Below are 18,350 nucleotides of genomic sequence, written 5' to 3' on the forward strand. Positions count from 1 at the left end.
ACTTTGTCTTAAACAATGTCTGCCTTTGACTAGCTGTTTTTTCGATAGTCCTTTGGCAATATTCCATATACTGATTGGAACGCTTTCGCAAATTTACTTGCATTGCTATATCCCAGTTCCAAAGCAATATCACCGATTTTCATCTTATTTTCCGAAAGCCACTGGGCCGCTAAATTCATTTTATATTTTTTGAGGTATGCGTATGGAGTGTCCCCATATATATGGGAAAATATCAAGTGGAAAACCGATAGGTTCAAGTGTACCTCTTTCGCCAACTGCTCCAGAGAAACTTTTTCATCCAGATGGGAAATGAGATATTCCCGGATCACTTTTGTCGCTTGTATCTGCTTCTTATCAAAATACTTTGAGTCGCACCCGTTAACCCGGGTAAGCTGTTCCATGTGGTACAGCAGTTCCAGGGCCTTAATTTTAAAATAGCCGGTTGTCTCCGCTTCGACGGCTGTATATAATTCTAAAAACAAGTGTTGCAATTGTGGTGGAGTATCGCTGACATACCATCGTGTTTCAAGTCCAAGTGTTGCGCCTATTTTATCAAGGTTGATGGGAATTGTCTGCATGATCCGGCGTGTTTCCTCCGAAAGCGCCTGACGGTCTATGACAAGACTGACGCCATAATACTTCCCCAAGGGAAAAGAAAATGAAGCCGGTAAATACGCTGTTGCTGCAATGCTAAAATAGCCCTTCGGTAAATATGCCACAGTATGATTGGTAAATTCACATTCGTACCGTCCGGTCTGGCAGTGAGTAACCTGGATAATATCTGGGTTGAACTTCTGGGCTTTCATAGATTCATCTGTTTCAAAATCGAGAAAGCAAAGTTGTATGCCATCAAACAATTTATAACTTTTAACGATACCACGACCATTACAGCCATAATCTACAACCATCTGATCTTCATTGCTCGTCAGCACTTTCGCCTGTGCGCCGTACCATTCTGGATTAAAATCGGTCCTCCCCATTATCATCACTCCGCAAAGTTAGTTTTGTCTTGCCCCGTATTATGGTAACATAAACTACCATATTCTTCAATAAAACCATCTCTTTTCTATTTATGATACAGCAAAATCTGCGGTATGTCCCCTTATTAGGAATATACCACAGATTTCTATTAGCGACAATTTCTTCGACCGATAATATGAACAATTTCCCTATTATATCACCCTCAATGGTCTCGAAGGATAGGCCGCCTTTTACTTGTTCTGTAACCCCGCCTTCATTTTCTGAAAACTGTTGTCGCTGATAGCGTGCTCCATGCGGCAAGCGTCCTGCTCGGCGGTCTTGGGCTCTACGCCTGCGTCTATCAGCAGGTGGGTGAAAAAGCAGTGCTTCTCATAGGTCTTTTCAGCAACATCTCGCCCCACATCTGTCAAGTGGAGAAAGCGATCCTCGTCCATCACGAGGAAGCCTCCATCTTTCAGGCTATTGACTGCATGGCACACGCTTGGTTTAGATACCCCCATGTGCCGGGCCACATCCACGGAGCGCACCATTTCTTTTTCCTTTTGAAGCAGTAATATGGCCTCCAGGTAGTCCTCGCCGGACTGGTGCAACGCCAAACAAATCCGCCCCTTTCCTTTGGAAACATTTCCTTTGACAAGGAGCCGGTCTTAGCAGGCCGGCTCCTTGTTGTATATTCTGTTGCCTTATAATAGATGCTGTGATTCGTTACTCCGCAGGTTGAATCAGCCGCACATCAAAGAACATGGGCGTGCTGGAAAAATCATAGCCTGCGATTTTGTCCGTATTGTAAACAATCATATCCTTGACGAACAGCAGGGGCAGATCCAGCACATTGTCGTTGTCGAAGTTTAGCAGTTCATCGAAAATCTCCTGGACCCTGGCGCTGTCATCCGTAGTCTGGAACTCCTCAATCAGAGCCAGGAACTCGTCGCTGCCTTCCACAGCGGGGAGGCTGGGCACATGGGGAGAACGGGACAGCATGGGAATGAAGTAGTTGTGGGGGCTGGTATAGGGCTGCTCGGTGTTCCACATGATGAGGTCGTAGTTGCCGGCAACACCCTCCTGCCACCAAGTCATCATCTCCTGGCCTTCCGTCTCCACATTGATACCTACCGCCGCCAGTTGGCTCTTGACTGCTGTGGCCAGAGACTTGTTCAGAGCGTCCCCGGAGTCATAGGTGTATTTCAGGGACAGCGCCTGCCCATCCTTTTCCCGGATGCCGGTGGACTCATTCAGTACCCACCCGGCTTCATCCAGAAGCGCGTTGGCTTTTTCAGGGTCATAGGTACGGACCACATTCAGCTCCACATCCGTATAGGGGATGCCGTCGGGGAACAAGTGGTCGGCGGGAGTTTCCTCGCCGTAGGTCAGCCCTTCGGAGAGGGTCTCCTTGTCGATGGCGTAGGCCACGGCCTCGCGCACCTTCAAGTCGGACAGAACACCAGAGGCATTGAGTACCAGATTGCGGGTCTTTGAGTCGCTCTCCGCCACCGCGCCAGCGATATTGGGGAGGGAGGTAGCCTGCTGGTAGTCGTCCCAGGTCAGAAGCGCGCTGCCGTAGATCAGGTCGATCTCACCGCTCTGGAGCGCCTGAAGCCGTGCGGAGGCGTCGGGAATGTACTTGACAATGACCTCATCATAGTAGGGCTGTTCTCCCCAGTAGTTCTCGTTGCGGACAAAGCGGACATAGTCGCCGTCCACGATTTCTTCATACACATAGGGGCCGGTGCCTACCACGCCATTCATGGACTGGTAGTTCCCCTCCTCCAGCACGGCGGGAGATACCAGAACCATGGTTTCCGGATAGCAGAAGTCCATCAGGTAGGCGAAGTAGGCATTGGGATAACGGAATGTCACCGTGTACTCGTCCACGACCTCAATGCTCTCCAACTTGGCCGCGGCGGAGATATTGCTGAAATTGGGATTGGGATGTGCAAACTCAAAGTCTGTCTTGACCGCCTCCGCATTGAACGGCGTTCCATCGTGGAAGGTGACCCCTTCCTTCAGATGAAAAGTCAAAGCCTTTCCGTCATCGGAAAACTCCCAGCTTTCCGCCAGGCAGGGGACGATCTCCCCATTCTCATAGTTAACAAGGCCTTCATAGCAGAGTTTTGTGCCGATGTTGTTCTGCACATCCATGTTGAGGGGGTAGAGGGTGTTCAGCTCCGCGCTGACCGCAGTGGTCAGGATCTTGGGCTCCTCCGCCGTCTGGCTGGGGGATGATTCCTGCGAGGTGGAGGGCGTCTCATTTCCACCGCAGCCTGCCAGTGCGCCGCAGAGCAGTGCGCCACAAAGGGCAAGAGATAGAAGTCTCTTTTTCATGGGTTTCTTCCTTTCGTTACTGTTTTATGCCAACACGGACAATCTGCCCGGCTTGCATCGTGAGAATGGTGTCGGACAGGCGGTAGGCGCTGTCCATATCGTGAGTGATAAGCAGAAAAGCACAGTCAAACTCCCGGTGATATTGTTCCAGAACACGCATGACGGCATCGGCGGAAATCAGATCCAAGCCACTGAGCACTTCATCCAGAACGAGGTACTTGGGGCGGATGGACATGGCCCGCACCAGGGAGAGCCGCCGCTGTTCCCCTCCGGATAGCTGCCGGGCGGGAACTTCCAAAAGCCGTTCCTCCATGTGGGTCAGCTCCATGAGCTTACCAATGCGCTCCCGGCGCTGCCGCTTTGAGAGGGAGGTAAGGTTGACCATCGCCTCCTCCACATTGCTGCGGACGGAACGCATGGGATTCAGCGTCCCACTGGCATCCTGAAAGACCGCCTGGAGTTTTGTACGCCGTTTTCGCCAGTCCTCAGTGCTCCAGCCGGAGGTATCCTCTCCATCCAGAGAGATCGTCCCCTGATCTGGGGGCTCCAGGCCGACCAACAGGCGGGCCAGGGTGCTTTTCCCGGAGCCGGACTCCCCCACCAGGGAGGTAAAGGAGCCGGGCTCCAGATGAATGGACACATCCCGGAGCGCGGCAAAAGAGAGCCCATGTGCGCCAGCGTAAGTTTTGCTAATATGTTCGGCAATCAGTCCGTCCATGTCCATCCCTCCCTGCTCGCCGGGCGGTTTGCTTCGGCATATTCCTTGGTCCACGCCTGTTTTGGGTGTTCCAGAAGCTCCTGCATTGTTCCCTGTTCGGTCAGCATTCCATGCTCCATCACATAGACCGTCCCGCAGAGGGCGCGGAGTGCGGCAACATCGTGGGAGATAAACAGGATGCCGGCGGTTTCCCGCTGCTTCTCCAGAAGCTCCAGCAAAAGCGTTCGATTTTCCGCGTCCAGCGCAGAGGTGGGCTCATCGGCTAAAATGTACTTGGGATGCAGGGCCATCAGCAAAGCGGCCGCAGCCCGCTGGAGCATCCCGCCGGAGAGCTGGGCGGGATAACTGTCCAGCACCCGCCGGGGCTGGGACAGGCCCAGTTCCGCCAGAAGCGCCTCCGCCTGCTCCACCGCCTCTTTTCCGGAAACGCCTGTTCTCAGCCGCAGGGTTTCCTCCATTTGCCGCCCCAGTTTGAGTCTGGGGTCAAAGGCAGTCATTGGATTTTGCGGGATAAAGCCCAGGGTCGTTCCGCACAGTTCCCGGCGCTTCCGAGGGGACAAGGCCCACAGAGATTGTCCATCCACCTGGATCGTGCCGCCGCTGACCTGACAGCCGCCGCTTAAAATGCCAAGCAGGGCTTTGAGCAGCGTGGTCTTGCCCGCTCCGCTCTGCCCGGTCAGGCCCACAGCCTCTCCGATCTCGATTTGAAAAGAGATCTGCTTCAAAAGCTGGGTGCCGTTCCGGGCTGTCACAGATAAGTTTTGTACCTCAAGCATGAGCGGACACCCTCCTTTCAATCCAGCGTCCCAGCGTATGGAATGCCATGGTACACACCACAATCATCAAAACCGGGTACAGCGTAAGGCCGGGATAAGAGAGCAGATAGTGGTGCGTCTCCGATACCATGCTGCCCCAGTCTACTACATTGTCGCCCATGCCCAGGCCGATGAAGGAAAAGCTGACGATGGACAGCGTCATATCCGCGCAGGAAAGGCAGATAAAGTGGAGGACATCCCAGACCAGATTGGGGAGGATATGGACAAACAGGATGCGGCGCGGCCTCGCACCGGAGGCCACCGCGCACATCACATAGGCTTTCCCTTGTTCGATCTCAGTCCGTGTCTGAACCAGCTTGATGACCCGCAGAAGCAGGGAGGCCGACACCGCCACTACCATAGTGAACACGCTGTTGCCCCAGGCAGCAATGAAGATAATCAGGTAGGCGATAGGCGGAATTGCGGTGACCGCATTCAGCACTCCCTCCAAAATCAGATTTTTGCCGTTCTTTCCGCCGCCCATGAGCAGGCCGATCAGCGTTCCCAGCACGGAGACTGTGACAGAGCCCACCAGGACGATCCCCAGTGTGGTCCGTCCGCCATAGAGCAGGCGGGACAGCACACAGCGCCCCAGGTTGTCCGTGCCAAGAGGGAACTGCGAACAAGGGGATAGAAATTTCTTGGTCAAATCCACCAGATCGGGATCATTGGGGGCGAGCAGGAATCCAAAAGCACAAACGCAGAGCACCAGAAGCGGCAGAATCAGCCCAGCCTTTGCTACAAAAGAATGTTTTCTCATGCCCGGCCTCCCACGGCCCGCATATCGCTTCTCAGGCCATATTGTAAAAGCTCCGCCGCTGTGTCCAAAAGTACCAGTGTCAGCGCCAACACCAGAACTGCGGCGTGGATCACCGGCGAGTCCCGCTTCACCACCGCGTCAATAATCAGGTAGCCCAGCCCAGACAGGGAGAACACCCGCTCCACAATGGCCGCATTGGCAAGGCACAGCCCCAGCATCTGGGCGAAGCTGGGTAAGAGGTCCACCACGGCGTGGGGAAAGGCATGGAACAGAAGGATGCGACCCTCCCGCAACCCGCGGCACCGCAAGTACATGGCATAGTCCTGCTCCATTTCTCGTTCCAAAGAGGCCGCCAGCATCTGCCCATAGAAGCAGATCCCCAGGACCGACAGGCAGAGCGCCACCGGAAAGTAGCGGGTAAAGCCGCTGTTCCCCGAGACACTGATCCAGCCCAGCCGCACCGCAAACAGGTCAATAAAGGCGGTGCCCAGGTAGAAACCGGGCACGGAAATGCCGATCATGGTCAGGAATGAGAGAATCATGCCTCCGGCCTTCTGCCGCCAGAGATACCCCAGCATCCCCACCCCCAGGACCCCAAGGGACATGATTACGGCGGAATACGCCACCACCGTTAGGGTAACCGGCACCGTTTTCGCCAATTCCTCTGTCACCGGGTTTCCCGTCCCCAGAGAAATCCCGAAGTCCATGTGGAGCGCGTCCACCACCCAATCGAAATACTGCACCGGCAGCGGCTTGTCCAGGCCCAGCATGACGCGGGCCTCGTCGATCTGCTCCTGGGTCACAATGGCGGAGTTGCGCTTCACATACGCTGTGGCCGGATCAATGGGAGAGAGGCGCATCAGCAGGAAAGAAAGAAGCGTGACCACAAACAAAGTCAGCAGGACAACAACAACCCTCCGAATGAGATAGCGCCTGGTCCGTTGTACCATAGTATCACCTCCGAAAAGTTAGTTATTGCTAATCATCCGTCAAGGAAAAAGCGCACCGAACTCGATGCGCTTTCTGGCAGATGCCCCCGCGTACAAGGATATCATAGCCGATTTTCAGTTGTTTCACCACTCCCGCAGGACGCTGTCTGCTCCTATAAGACAAAAAGTTTTTCGGTATTCCGTTGGGGTGTGTCCTGTGTGCTGTCGGAACACCTCGGAAAACTTGCTGGCGTTCTGGTATCCCACCCGGCCGGCAATCTCCGTCACATCCAGTTTCGTCTCCCGCAGAAGCCCCGCGGCTGTGTGCATACGGTAGGCTTGCAGATAAGCATTGATGGTGGTTCCGTACACCTCCTTGAAGCACTTTTTCATAGAGGTCAATGGAAAGGAAAAGGTCTGGGAGAGCATCTGCAGGGTAATGCGGCGATCCAGGTGCTCTACCAGATACTGCCGGACTGATTTGATTTGTTCTACCTGGGCCCGGTCTACATACGGGCGTTCTTCTCCGTGTGCCGTGATCTCCGGGGAGCCGAGGAAGAGGAATAACTCCATCACCTTGAGTTTGAAATAACCTGCCCGCAGATCCTCCGGCGCGTGGTAAAGCTCGGAGAAGATGTGCTGGATGGACTCAGTGGCCCGCATGATGAAGCAGGAGTCACAGGCACACAGACGGTCCCGCATAGCAAAGAGGTCACAGTACAGCCCTTCTCCCAGCGCCTCCGATACCTGACGCAGCACCCTGTCCGCCACCGGAATATCCACCGCGATGGTGATGCCGTGGTAGTGGGACAGGGGAAACCAGGTCTCACGGGTCCGGTTGGTCATGACATTGACGGCCAGATCACCCTCTCCCAGATAGACCGCGCTCCCGTCTGAAAATTCGCACTCAAACCGACCAAGCCGGCAGTGATTGATCTCCAGCAGGTCGGCCCGGGGGTCCTCCCGGTGCGCCACCCCGCAGGACATATGAATATCGTCATAGAGCAGTTCAATCCCAGGGAACACCGGGTATCGGGTGATGACGCCCTCTCCGGTCTCGTTTTCCATCTTGTAGACAGAACAATTCTTCCCCTGAATGATAGTCTGAGCCGCCTCCCCCTGCAGGACCTGGGTTTTAATCAGCTCCTCGTCCGCAAAGCGGACATGACTCAAGCTGTCTTGTTTCTCTTGGCTGTTGTACTCAATCAACCACACCACCTCCTCTAACGCGCTGCGAAAATATGCCTCGGTGCTCCTGGGTTAAGTTCGCTTGGGGTTTTGGGGAAACCATCCCCGCTCTACCCGCCGCGCCTGTTCTTTCAGCTCCCGGATGCTCCAGAGAAAGGCCACGCCCACAAGTCCCAAAAGGATAGAGAGCAGTCCCTGCACAAACAGCGCCAAGCCCAGGCAGATCAGCCCGCACAGGAGAAACAGCGGCCAAATCTTTTGAGAAAAGTGGTATTCACACCAGATTACCAGCGGATGAAAGGCCCCAATCACCAGCAGAGAGGCCCCTCCAACTGCAATCCCTTCCAAATTCAATTCCATAGAAGTCCCTCCCCAGCCCATGATACAACGGAGTCCGGCAGGCGGACAAGCCGCTGTATCAAGCCTCCAGCTTCCAGCTGTTGGCCTGGGCCCGGACATGAACGAAGTCAGCATACAGGCCCGGCTGGGCAATCAGTTCCTCATGAGTGCCCCGCTGGACAATGTGCCCGCCGTTCAGGACCAGGATCTGGTCGGCATTGCGCACCGTTTTCAGCCGGTGGGCAATCAGGATCAGAGTTTTTCCCTTTGTCAGAGAGGAAATCGCGGCCTGGAGTTCCGCCTCGTTTTCCGGGTCCACGCTGGCCGTTGCCTCGTCCAAAATCACGATGGGCGCGTCTTTGAGCATGGCCCGGGCGATGGAGAGGCGCTGCTTCTCGCCCCCGGAGAGGGAGCCGCCGCCCTCTCCCAAAACCGTGTCGTAGCCGTCCGGCAGGGCTGTAATGAAATCGTGACAGCAGGCGGCTTTGGCGGCAGCCACCACCTGCTCATGGGTGGCGTCCGGGCGGCCGAACTTGATGTTGTTCTCCACCGTGTCGTTGAAGAGATACACCGACTGGAACACCATGGAGATGTTCTTCATCAGGCTGTCCAGCTTATACTCCCGCACATCATGGCCGCCCACGGTGATCCTGCCGCCCTGAACATCCCAGAAGCGGGCGATGAGATTGCACAGAGTGGTCTTTCCGCCGCCGGAGGGCCCCACCACGGCGGTGGTGCTGCCGGCGGGGACGGTAAGGCTCACATGCTCCAGAATGGTCCGCTCCCCATAGGCGAAAGAGACATCCTCAAACCGGACAGAGGCATCCTCCGGTTGAAGTTCCGCTCCGTCAATATCCATCACCGGCGTATCGTCGATGGAGTTGGCCTTATCCATGGAGGCGCCCAACATCTGGAGATTGTCCGCCATATTGCCGGCGCTCTCCAGTTCCGCATAGAGCATAAAAGAGGCAACGAGCATCAGCAGGCACCGGGTCAGGGGCAGGCTCCCACCGGAATAGAGCGCCAGAGCGCACACGGCCAGCGCCACGGCGAACAGCCGCACCGTAATCTGCCGCAGACCCATCCAGGGGGCTACGGAGTGCTCCAGCCCCAGGGCCTTTTCACAGCTTTCATCCACAGTTTTCTGCACGGCCTGGCCGCTGTCCTTGTCCAGTCCATAGGCCTTGACCACGCTCATACCCTGGATGTACTCCAGCACTGCCTCCACCAGCTTCATCTGGGCGTGCTGGCGGGCAGGGCCGGTCTTGAGCAGGGACCGCTGGCTCAACTCCGTAACCAGCAGATAGGCCAGGATGCCCGCGATAGCCAGCAGACCGAGCCTCCAGTCCACAAGCAGGATCGCCAGACACATAGCCAGGGTGTTGAGGAAACCGCCGATGACGCTGACCAGGCAGCGGGCGGCGTTGTTCTCCACATCCCCCAGTGTGGTGGTAACTACGGCGGTAATGTTGCCCAAGGAGTTGTCGTTGAAGTAGCCCATGGGGATGTAGCGCAGCCGGTCCCCGATATGGACCCGCTTTTCCGCCACCATGAAATAGCCCGTCTCCGTCTCCGCGTTGGTGGACCAGTACGAGCAGGCGGTCCGCCCCGCCACGGAAACCAGCATGATGCCGATCACGGGCCATATGCTCAAGTTCGCGCCGCCCACCAGAATCTCCAGGGTCAGCATCAGGGCCCAAAACTGGAATGCGGTGAACACAGCCCCCAGGAACGCCACGAGCATGGATTTTTTCAAAAGGCCCCTGCGGCTGCCTGCAAAGGCAGAAATTTTCCGAAGCACACTGAACATCTCTTATTCCTCCTCTCCGTCCCGAACGCCCAGATAGGACTGCCACATCTGCCGGTACAGCGGGCAGGAGGCCAGAAGCTCCTCCTGCTTCCCCTGGGCGGCGATCCGGCCGCCTTCCACTACAGCGATGTTGTCCGCGCCGGCTACCGTGCCCAGCCGGTGGGCAATGACGATCAGGGTCTTGCCCTTCGTCAGACGGGAGATGGCCTGCTGGATGACCGCTTCATTCTCCGGGTCGATGCTTGCGGTAGCCTCGTCGAGAATGACGATGGGCGCATCCTTCAGCATGGCGCGGGCGATGGAGATACGCTGCTTTTCACCTCCGGACAGGTGGCCGCCGCCCCCGCCGCAGATGGTGTCGTAGCCCTGATCCAGCTGACGGATGAAATCATCGCACCCGGCAGCCCTGGCTACCGCCTCGACTTCCGCATCGGTGGCGTTCAGACGGCCCATGCGGATGTTGTCCCGCACCGTGCGGTCAAAGAGGTAGTTGTCCTGAGATACATAGGCGATCTGGCGGTTGAGCTGTTCCAGCGGGATTTTCCGCAGGTCCACACCGCCCAAGGCGACAGAGCCGCCCGTCACATCCCAGAAGCCGGCGATGAGCTTGGCAATGGTACTCTTACCGGAGCCGGAGGGACCTACAAGAGCGGTCACTGTCCCCGGCCGGATGTCCAGGTTTACATCGTGGAGCACTTCACCGTCCTCCTGCTTGTAGGCAAAGGACACATGATCCAGCCGGATACCCAGCCCATTCAGCTTCGTCTCTGCCGTGGGACGCTTCAACTCTGGGGCGTCCAGAATGGCAGAAATCTCGCCCACATTGGTGCCCACCACCGCCAGTTCATCCACAAAGGTCATAGCCGATACCAGCGGTCCGGTAAGCCCCAGGGACAGCACGACGATGGTGAGGAATACAGCTGTGCTCAGGCTTCCGCCGCCCCACAGCAGCAGACCCACCGGCAGGACGGGCAGCAGCACCGAGGGGATGACCGCCTGCATGACCGCCATATACTTCTGGTTATCCGCCATCCAGTCCACATAGTATTGGGCGTTTTCCGTCACGGCATCGGAGTACCGCTTGTAGGACCCGGCGGACTGGCTGAACGCCTTGACCACCTGGATGCCTCCCACATACTCCACGATGGCATTTGCCATGCGGCGGCCCACCTCCACGGCGCCCTGCCAGCGGACGGCGTAAGTCTTGCTGCTCTGGGAAGCCACCACGATCCCAATCACCGTGGTCACCAGGGAGGCGAGCCCCATTCGCCAATCCAGGACGAAGATATAGACCGCGATGCTCACCGGCACCAGCAGATTGGAGGTCATCTCCGGCAGCAGATGAGCCAGGGTGGGCTCCATCCCTTCCACCCGGTCCACAATGGTGGTTTTGTACTGGCCGGAGGGCGTGTCCAGGATCGTCCCCATGGGCACCCGGCTCAGTTTGGAGAGCAGATTTTGCCGCACCCGGCGCAGCGTGTGATAGGTGGCCGTGTGGGACAGGCTGGTAGACCATGTGGAAAACAGCGCCTTTCCCCCATAGCCCGCCAGAGCAAGGCCGCACCAGGGCAGACAATCCGCAAGGCCACCCCCTTCCAGCAGCAGCCCAATCATAGCGGCTACGCAGAAGTAGGGCACCATACCGCAGGCCACCCCCAGCACCGCCAGGGCTACCGAAGCATAAAATCCACCGTGCTCACCACTTGCCCAGCCCCACAGCACAGCAAAGGGTGAGGGCGCTTTCTTGTGATCCATAACCTAAAACCCCTTTCTTTTGGTTAGTAAATGCTAACTTAGAATCAAAAGGAAAACCCTTTATTCAAAGGGAATTCCAAGGAGACGGAACCAGCCCGCGGAGTAAAAATTCCGCAGATCATCCATATAAACCATCGCTTTTTCCCGCGGCATATCATGGCGGATCGTCTCAAACATCCCATTGAAAAGCGCGGTGGACATGATGTGGATCAGCTCATCATCCAGACGCCGGATGGGATAGCCGGCGTCCACCATTCGATCCACCAACAGCCGTCCGGAGTGGTCCTCGATTTCCGCCAGGGTATCCAGATAATGCTCGTATTTTGTCCCGGAGGAACAGCAGGCGATGAGCTTGAATGCGTCAAAGTGGTCGTAAAGAAAGTCCATCATCCAGGATGCTTCCTTGTCCGGCACCTCCGGGAGCTTTTGAAGTTGCTCCTCCAAGTTTCTTCCAGCAAAGGTCTGTTGAAGGGTCCGATACCGCTCTACCAGCTCATGGGCAGGCTCTCTCACCAGTCCGTCAAACAATGCCTCCTTGTCCGTATAGTAGCGGTAAATCGCCCCAGTCGTTACTCCAAGAGAAGCCGCGATGCTTTTTAAGGATGCTCCCCGGAAGCCGTTTTCCATAAATTCCCGCTTCCCAGCCTCCAGCAGATCCGCCCGCAGCTTTTCGTTTACAGGGCGCATATTGTTCACCTCTTTCGATAACTATATTATTTAATAACGATATTATCTTAAAACGAGCGTCTGTATTTGTCAAGCCCCTATCATAAAATCATGACAATATACGGATGGATTTGTTCATCAGATAATAAATCCGCAACTATCTTGGATGGCAGTTACGGTTCATTTAACTGAAGATGTGTAACTGTGTCAATAAAAATCTTTGAAAGCAAGGGGCAGGCTATACTAGTCCTTAAAGATCCCTTCTTCCCTTCTCCGGAAGTTTATGTTATTGAGTTTGGAATACTGTGTGTGAAATTATAATTTGAGGGCATAGTTATCAGCGTGATGTTCCTTGTGATGATTGAGGCATCTTGCCCCTTAGTGATCTGGTTTGAGTACCACTTCACATAGGGAGGGTGGCTGGTATTTTTGATTGCCGGTCTACTCTACCTGTTCACCGCACTTTTCGGTCAGGGCTCTTTCTCTATTCTTCCGAGACCGTTGGGCGTTACCTGCATATGGCGAATCTGGGAGTTGAAAGAGCAAACCCGCAGGGTGGAACGGGGTTGGTTTCCCAAAAAACAAAGCGAAAATAGAAACTGGGGGAGTTTTTATCCCTGTCTCAACCTGTCCTCTTGACAGAGTACGTGTAGTTTTATATAATTATTCTGCGGTTAGTTATGGCTAACCACAAGATGCATCCTGTTATGTTCGCAAAAACCGCAACTAGAAAAGAGGGCAATTATGTTCAATTACCTGGAAATCCTTGGATCACAGAACCTCCCCATTAAAGCTGATCTTTCCCATTTATCCCCCACAGCCCTAGACGGTGGATGCCATTTGCAGAAAAGGCAGTGGCAGACACTGGTGTGGGCGGTACAGCCACGTTTAAAAACAAACGTAGATTTAAGGCCGTTCTGATCCTATGGAAACACTGGTTATCTATGGCCTGCTGATTCCCTTTGTGGGCACCTCGCTAGGGTCTGCCTGCGTCTTTTTCCTGAAGAAAGGTTTGGGGGATCGGGTGCAACGGGGGTTGACCGGCTTTGCTTCTGGTGTCATGGTTGCTGCGTCTATCTGGAGCCTGCTGATTCCTGCTATGGATCAATCCTCCGGGGCGGGTTCTTTGGCCTTTCTGCCAGCGGTCATTGGCTTTTGGGCTGGCATCCTCTTTCTGCTGGGGTTAGATCATCTGATTCCACACCTCCATCAAAAGAGTCACCACGCAGAAGGGCCTCATACGCGGTTGCGGCGCTCTACCATGATGGTGCTGGCTGTCACCCTTCATAACATTCCGGAGGGAATGGCTGTAGGCGTGGTCTATGCAGGCTACCTAGCCGGAGACGGTCAAATCACCATGATGGGCGCTCTGGCCTTGTCTTTGGGCATCGCCATCCAGAACTTCCCCGAGGGAGCTATTATCTCCATGCCCCTGCGAGCGGAGGGAATGAGTAAACCCCGAGCCTTTGCGGGAGGCGTACTCTCCGGTGCAGTAGAACCCCTGGGCGCTCTATTGACGATTCTGGCTGCTGGACTGGTGGTCCCGGCTCTTCCTTACCTGCTGAGTTTTGCTGCTGGTGCTATGATTTATGTGGTAGTGGAAGAACTGATCCCAGAAATGTCCCAGGGAAAGCACTCAGATATTGGTGCGCTGTCCTTCGCTGTGGGGTTCACTCTGATGATGGCACTTGATGTGGCGCTGGGATAGAGGAACCTGAATATTTTGCGGCGAATTCAGGAATAGCTCTCACAGACAACACAGGTATATTTAGCGTCAATCGGGAACGCTGCAAATGCAATAAGCTTCTGGCCCCCAAAAAGCCGGGGAGTAAAAAAGAACGCTAGGATATCTTTACTGTCTAAGAAAAATATTTCTGCCCGATGCAATAAAACACTTTGTCTGCGCGTTATATAGATGAACAGCAAAAAAACAGCCCCCCCGAAATTGCTGGAACAACAACTTTAGGAGGACTTTATGATGAAAAAGAATTTTCCTAAGATCCTGGCAGGCTGCACCGCTATGGTGCTCATGACCGGAGCACTGCTCGTTCCCTCAATGGCGGTGAACGCCTCCGCCCATCAGGCGGTTCCCCATCTCCAACAGGCGTCCTATATCGGCGAGGCCAAAGCGAAGGAGATTGCCCTGAATCACGCTGGGGTGGATGCTTCCAAGGTGTCCTGGATCTTCGCCAAGCAGGACTATGACCACGGCCGGATGGAATACGATGTGGAATTTCTGTTTGGGAACAAGGAGTACGACTACAAAATCGACGCATCTACCGGCACTATTCTCGGCTTCGATTATGATATTGAATGGCACATGACCGGTTCCGACACGGTGTCTCAGTCCAGTACCGATATTGGTGCGGAGAAGGCCAAATCCATCGCTTTGAAGCACGCAGGCTTGGCCGCCTCGGATACTGCGTTTATCTATGCCAACCTGGACTATGAGAACGGCCTCCGGGTGTATGATGTGGAGTTTTTCTCCGGCAATAAGGAGTATGACTACAAGATCAATGCCGCCACCGGGGATATCGTGAGCTTCGATCAGGATATTGAATGGTATGCGGCGGGCGGTTACCAGGCCCAGGCCAATACCGATATTGGCGCGGAGAAGGCCAAGTCCATCGCCCTGGAACACGCGGGCGTGGCTGCGGCGGACACGGTATTCATCAATGTCGAGCTGGACTATGACGACGGCATGAGAGTGTACGACGTGGAATTCTTCTCTGGGAACAAGGAATATGACTACAAAATCGACGCCGCCAGCGGCGCGATCCTGGGCTTTGACTTTGATGTGGAGTGGTACACGGTTTCCAGCAAGGCCAGCGACTACATTGGCGAGGCGAAAGCGAAGCAGATCGTGGAGCAGGCCGCCGGTACCACGGGAGTTTACACCGAGTTCAAGCTGGAGGTGGATGACGGCCGTGTGCTTTACGAGGGCGAGATGCGCAGCGGCTGGATGGAATATGAGTTTGAAATCGATGCCGTGACCGGCGCGATCCTGGATTGGGACGCCGACTGGGATTGACCGCCACCTTCCAGATCAGATTCACTAACTTCTTGCAATCTGTCAAATGAGATGGCAAAATAAAACCAAGCGAGCGGTGCCCTGCACGTAACTAGTCTTACGTGCAGGGCACTATTTTTCTTTACATAGGAGTTGTATTTGCTATGCCAAGGACAGAATTTCAAAATTTCCAGTGCCCCCTGCACATTCAAAATGAGAAAAATTTGTAATCGCGTTAATAGGGCGAATTCAAAATCATTTAATGATGCATAAGAAGATTATCATGCCTTTCATTGGTCTGCTGCTATTCAGTCCGAGAAGCGAGTTAGTGATTTCAGAGCCAAAAAACTTTCGGCACTGATCGCATGTTCCATCTTGCATGCATCGCTGGAAGCAATGTTTTCGTCAACACCAAGACTAACCAGCAGATTGAACAGGACGTTGTGTTTTTCCATCATCTCTTTGGCGATTTTTAACCCTTTTCTGGTCAGGTGGATTTCTTTCCTATCGTCCACGCAGACAAATCCCTCTTCGACAAGTGACCTGACAGTAGTGGATACGGTAGGGCGCGAAACAGATAAATAATCAGCCAGCTGATAAGGACGGACCTCCCCCCAGCGCGACAAGCTATAAATCGCTTTTACGTAGTTTTCCATTGTCTCTTTCAAGACCATAGAGCAGCGTCGTCCTTCCTAGCGTTTTACAAGGCAACGGGAATCATAGCATACGTGTAGAAAAAGGTTGCGGCTTTCCAACAGAAAAGCCGCAACCTTCTCTTTCACATATCAGTTGTGACCCTTACCGCAGCTGCAGTGGGAACTATCTTTCTTGGAACCACAGGAGCAGCCGTCCGGGCATCCAATGCACTTTTTACCGCTCTTTTTCGCTTTGTAGACATAGAAAGCGGCAGCCGCAACAATGACCACAAGAACTGCAACTACAATGAAATCAATCATCAGGACTTCGCCCCACTTAACGCATACTCACTCTTGAGATCCTTCTGGGTTCTCATGCACAGGTAGACAAGGATCGCCGCAAAGACAACCACCGCGATGAGGCCGGGGGCAAAGCCCGCGCCCAGAGAGCCGGTGGTGATCAGCGTGCCGATCTGGTAAACCAGGTAGCCCACCGTGTAGCCGGTGCCCAGCTGCAGGCCGATGCCGGCCCACAGCCACTTCCCGCTCTTCATCTCAGAGTTCATAGCGCCAATAGCGGCAAAGCAGGGCGGCGTGTACAGGTTGAACATCAGGTAGGCCAGAGCAGCTACCTTGGTGATGGCGATGACACCCGCCACCTCGGCGCCTGCGCCTTCCATCATCTCCAGCGCATCGGTATCGATCAGGTTCTCCAGGCCCACGAAGCAGACGGCCAGGGTACCCACCACGTTCTCCTTGGCAATAAAGCCGGTAACAGCGGCGGCGGCCAGCTGCCAACTGAGCACACCCACGATGGGGACCAGCAGGTACGCAAAGGGTCCAGCGATGGAGGCAAGGATGGAGCTGTCGGCAGTCTCGGCCACCTGGAAGCTCCACGTGAAGGTCTGCATGATCTGCACGGCGGTGTTGCACAGCAGGATGATCGTGGCAGCCTTCACGATGTAGGCCCAGCCCCGGGCGCACATGGCCTTGAAGGCAAACACCAGGGAAGGCACTTTGTATTCGGGCAGCTCGATGATGAAGAAGGATTTCCGGTTCTTGTATCCGGCGATCTTGTTTACCAGCAGAGCGCCCAGGAAAATAAGTATGATACCGGTGAAATACATGAGGAAGCTCACCCAGCCCGCGTCGTCAAAGAAGGCGCCGGCAAACAGGGCGATGACGGGGATCTTGGCGCCGCACGGCATGAACGGGGTCAACATGGCGGTCGCCCGGCGTTCGCGCTCGTTGCGGATGGTGCGGCTGGCCATAACACCGGGGATGGCGCAGCCAGTGCCGATGACAAAGGGGATCACGGATTTGCCGGAAAGACCCACTTTCTTGAAAATGGGGTCCAGCACCACGGAGACACGGGACATATAGCCGCAGTCTTCCAGTAGGGCGATGAGGAAGTACATGATCATGACCAGAGGCAGGAAGCCAACCACAGCGCCCACGCCGCCGATAATACCATCAGCCAGCAGAGCGGTCAGCAGGGGGTTGGCGTCGGCCAGAAGCTCGGTCACATATCCCTGGAACGTCTCGATCCACGCTACCAGCGTGTCCGCAATCAGGGGGCCGACCCAGACCTGAGAGATCTGGAACACCAGGAACATTACCACCGCAAAGATGGGAATACCCAGGAGCTTGTTGGTGAGGATATTGTCAATGGTGTCCCCGGTGCCCTTCTCACGGGTGAGGACCTTCCGCTTCTCCACCTTGGACACGATCTGGTTGACAAAGGCAAAACGCTTGCGGTCGGCCTCTTCCACGACCTTTTTATCGGTCAGGTCGATATCGCCCTGGGTGTAAGGGGCTTTCTGCCCCTTGCCGTTCAAGGCGACTGCCGCATCCACCACCGCTTTCAGACCCTCGGAGGAGATAGATACCGTCTCCACAACGGGACAGCCCAGCTTGGCGGAAAGAGCGGCAACATCAATGGTGGTCTGCTTTTTTGCATTGATGTCGCTCTTGTTCAGGGCGACCACAACAGGAATGCCCAGTTCCAACAGTTGCGTGGTGAAAAACAGGCTGCGGCTGAGGTTTGTGGCGTCCACAATGTTGATGATGGCGTCAGGGTGCTCATGCCGCACATAAGAACTGGTGATGCTCTCCTCTGACGTAAAAGGCGACATGGAATAAGCACCGGGCAGATCTACGGCGATGAGTTCTTCTGTCCCACTGTAGTAGGCCTTCTTGATGGGGTGTTCTTTCTTTTCCACCGTCACGCCGGCCCAGTTGCCCACCTTTTCATTCCGTCCAGTAAGAGCGTTGTACATGGTGGTTTTGCCGGAGTTCGGGTTGCCTGTTAAGGCAATGCGCATGGGTATCTTCCTCCTCTTTCTGATGTTCTCTATATTACAACACACATCGGTTGCTATTCGCTAACCGTTATGTATAGTAAACCCCTATTTCGTGCCGC

At 54.9% G+C, this 18,350-nt stretch carries 18 protein-coding genes; 3 read left to right on the forward strand and 15 right to left on the reverse strand.

Features of this window, described 5'->3' with window-relative positions; all coding sequences use genetic code 11:
* Positions 1 to 29 precede the first annotated feature (29 nt).
* The 12 genes from KJS55_RS02750 to KJS55_RS02805 form a co-directional block, all read right to left on the reverse strand.
* The gene (locus KJS55_RS02750; protein ID WP_055179572.1) at positions 30 to 980 is read right to left on the reverse strand and encodes a helix-turn-helix domain-containing protein; all 951 of its coding nucleotides are present in this window, start codon (positions 978 to 980) and stop codon (positions 30 to 32) included.
* Positions 981 to 1,211: 231 nt separating this feature from the next.
* On the reverse strand, positions 1,212 to 1,577 hold the full coding sequence (locus tag KJS55_RS02755) for a metal-dependent transcriptional regulator (protein WP_050624278.1): 366 nt from the start codon (positions 1,575 to 1,577) through the stop codon (positions 1,212 to 1,214).
* Between the two features lie 109 nt (positions 1,578 to 1,686).
* Positions 1,687 to 3,303 carry a nickel ABC transporter substrate-binding protein gene (locus KJS55_RS02760; protein ID WP_055179571.1) on the reverse strand — a complete coding sequence of 539 codons (1,617 nt, stop codon included), beginning with the start codon at positions 3,301 to 3,303 and terminating at the stop codon, positions 1,687 to 1,689.
* 16 nt (positions 3,304 to 3,319) lie between these two features.
* Entirely contained in the window at positions 3,320 to 4,021 is a 702-nt protein-coding gene (locus tag KJS55_RS02765) for an ATP-binding cassette domain-containing protein (RefSeq protein WP_228300442.1), read from the reverse strand.
* Positions 4,009 to 4,797 (reverse strand): ATP-binding cassette domain-containing protein, encoded by a 789-nt coding sequence (locus tag KJS55_RS02770; protein WP_055179569.1) that lies wholly within the window; start codon positions 4,795 to 4,797, stop codon positions 4,009 to 4,011. Before KJS55_RS02770 ends, KJS55_RS02765 begins: the two co-directional genes overlap by 13 nt.
* Entirely contained in the window at positions 4,790 to 5,596 is an 807-nt protein-coding gene (locus KJS55_RS02775) for an ABC transporter permease (RefSeq protein ID WP_055179568.1), read from the reverse strand. Before KJS55_RS02775 ends, KJS55_RS02770 begins: the two co-directional genes overlap by 8 nt.
* Complete coding sequence (locus KJS55_RS02780) at positions 5,593 to 6,546, reverse strand: ABC transporter permease (protein WP_055179567.1); 954 nt, start codon at positions 6,544 to 6,546, stop codon at positions 5,593 to 5,595. Before KJS55_RS02780 ends, KJS55_RS02775 begins: the two co-directional genes overlap by 4 nt.
* A gap of 123 nt (positions 6,547 to 6,669) precedes the next feature.
* Positions 6,670 to 7,734, reverse strand: coding sequence for a helix-turn-helix domain-containing protein (locus KJS55_RS02785; RefSeq protein ID WP_228300443.1), 1,065 nt, complete (start codon positions 7,732 to 7,734; stop codon positions 6,670 to 6,672).
* Between the two features lie 51 nt (positions 7,735 to 7,785).
* Positions 7,786 to 8,073: a DUF4491 family protein gene (locus KJS55_RS02790; RefSeq protein WP_172592688.1), complete on the reverse strand. Its 288-nt coding sequence runs from the start codon at positions 8,071 to 8,073 to the stop codon at positions 7,786 to 7,788.
* A 58-nt stretch (positions 8,074 to 8,131) separates the two neighbouring features.
* Positions 8,132 to 9,862: an ABC transporter ATP-binding protein gene (locus KJS55_RS02795; RefSeq protein ID WP_055179566.1), complete on the reverse strand. Its 1,731-nt coding sequence runs from the start codon at positions 9,860 to 9,862 to the stop codon at positions 8,132 to 8,134.
* A gap of 3 nt (positions 9,863 to 9,865) precedes the next feature.
* A complete protein-coding gene (locus KJS55_RS02800; protein WP_055179565.1) occupies positions 9,866 to 11,617 on the reverse strand; it encodes an ABC transporter ATP-binding protein in 1,752 nt (583 codons plus the stop codon).
* 60 nt (positions 11,618 to 11,677) lie between these two features.
* Positions 11,678 to 12,304 (reverse strand): TetR/AcrR family transcriptional regulator, encoded by a 627-nt coding sequence (locus KJS55_RS02805; RefSeq protein ID WP_055179564.1) that lies wholly within the window; start codon positions 12,302 to 12,304, stop codon positions 11,678 to 11,680.
* 408 nt (positions 12,305 to 12,712) lie between these two features.
* Here KJS55_RS02805 and KJS55_RS02810 point away from each other — a divergent pair, with 408 nt between their 5' ends.
* The 3 genes from KJS55_RS02810 to KJS55_RS02820 all read left to right on the forward strand — a co-directional run bounded on the left by KJS55_RS02810 (position 12,713) and on the right by KJS55_RS02820 (position 15,314).
* Positions 12,713 to 12,922, forward strand: a complete 210-nt coding sequence (locus KJS55_RS02810; protein WP_228300444.1) for a DUF4491 family protein — start codon at positions 12,713 to 12,715, stop codon at positions 12,920 to 12,922.
* Positions 12,923 to 13,208: 286 nt separating this feature from the next.
* On the forward strand, positions 13,209 to 13,991 hold the full coding sequence (locus tag KJS55_RS02815; RefSeq protein ID WP_055179563.1) for a ZIP family metal transporter: 783 nt from the start codon (positions 13,209 to 13,211) through the stop codon (positions 13,989 to 13,991).
* A gap of 267 nt (positions 13,992 to 14,258) precedes the next feature.
* On the forward strand, positions 14,259 to 15,314 hold the full coding sequence (locus tag KJS55_RS02820) for a PepSY domain-containing protein (protein WP_081032376.1): 1,056 nt from the start codon (positions 14,259 to 14,261) through the stop codon (positions 15,312 to 15,314).
* Between the two features lie 287 nt (positions 15,315 to 15,601).
* Here the strand turns inward: KJS55_RS02820 and KJS55_RS02825 are convergent, their stop codons facing one another.
* The 3 genes from KJS55_RS02825 to feoB all read right to left on the reverse strand — a co-directional run bounded on the left by KJS55_RS02825 (position 15,602) and on the right by feoB (position 18,252).
* Positions 15,602 to 15,967, reverse strand: a complete 366-nt coding sequence (locus KJS55_RS02825; RefSeq protein WP_055179561.1) for a metal-dependent transcriptional regulator — start codon at positions 15,965 to 15,967, stop codon at positions 15,602 to 15,604.
* 111 nt (positions 15,968 to 16,078) lie between these two features.
* Positions 16,079 to 16,249, reverse strand: a complete 171-nt coding sequence (locus KJS55_RS02830) for a FeoB-associated Cys-rich membrane protein (protein WP_101693847.1) — start codon at positions 16,247 to 16,249, stop codon at positions 16,079 to 16,081.
* Complete coding sequence (gene feoB / locus KJS55_RS02835) at positions 16,249 to 18,252, reverse strand: ferrous iron transporter B (RefSeq protein ID WP_213542621.1); 2,004 nt, start codon at positions 18,250 to 18,252, stop codon at positions 16,249 to 16,251. Before feoB ends, KJS55_RS02830 begins: the two co-directional genes overlap by 1 nt.
* Between the last annotated feature and the right edge of the window lie 98 nt (positions 18,253 to 18,350).

The sequence above is a fragment of the Pusillibacter faecalis genome (genome assembly GCF_018408705.1).
GTDB lineage: Bacteria > Bacillota > Clostridia > Oscillospirales > Oscillospiraceae > Oscillibacter > Oscillibacter faecalis.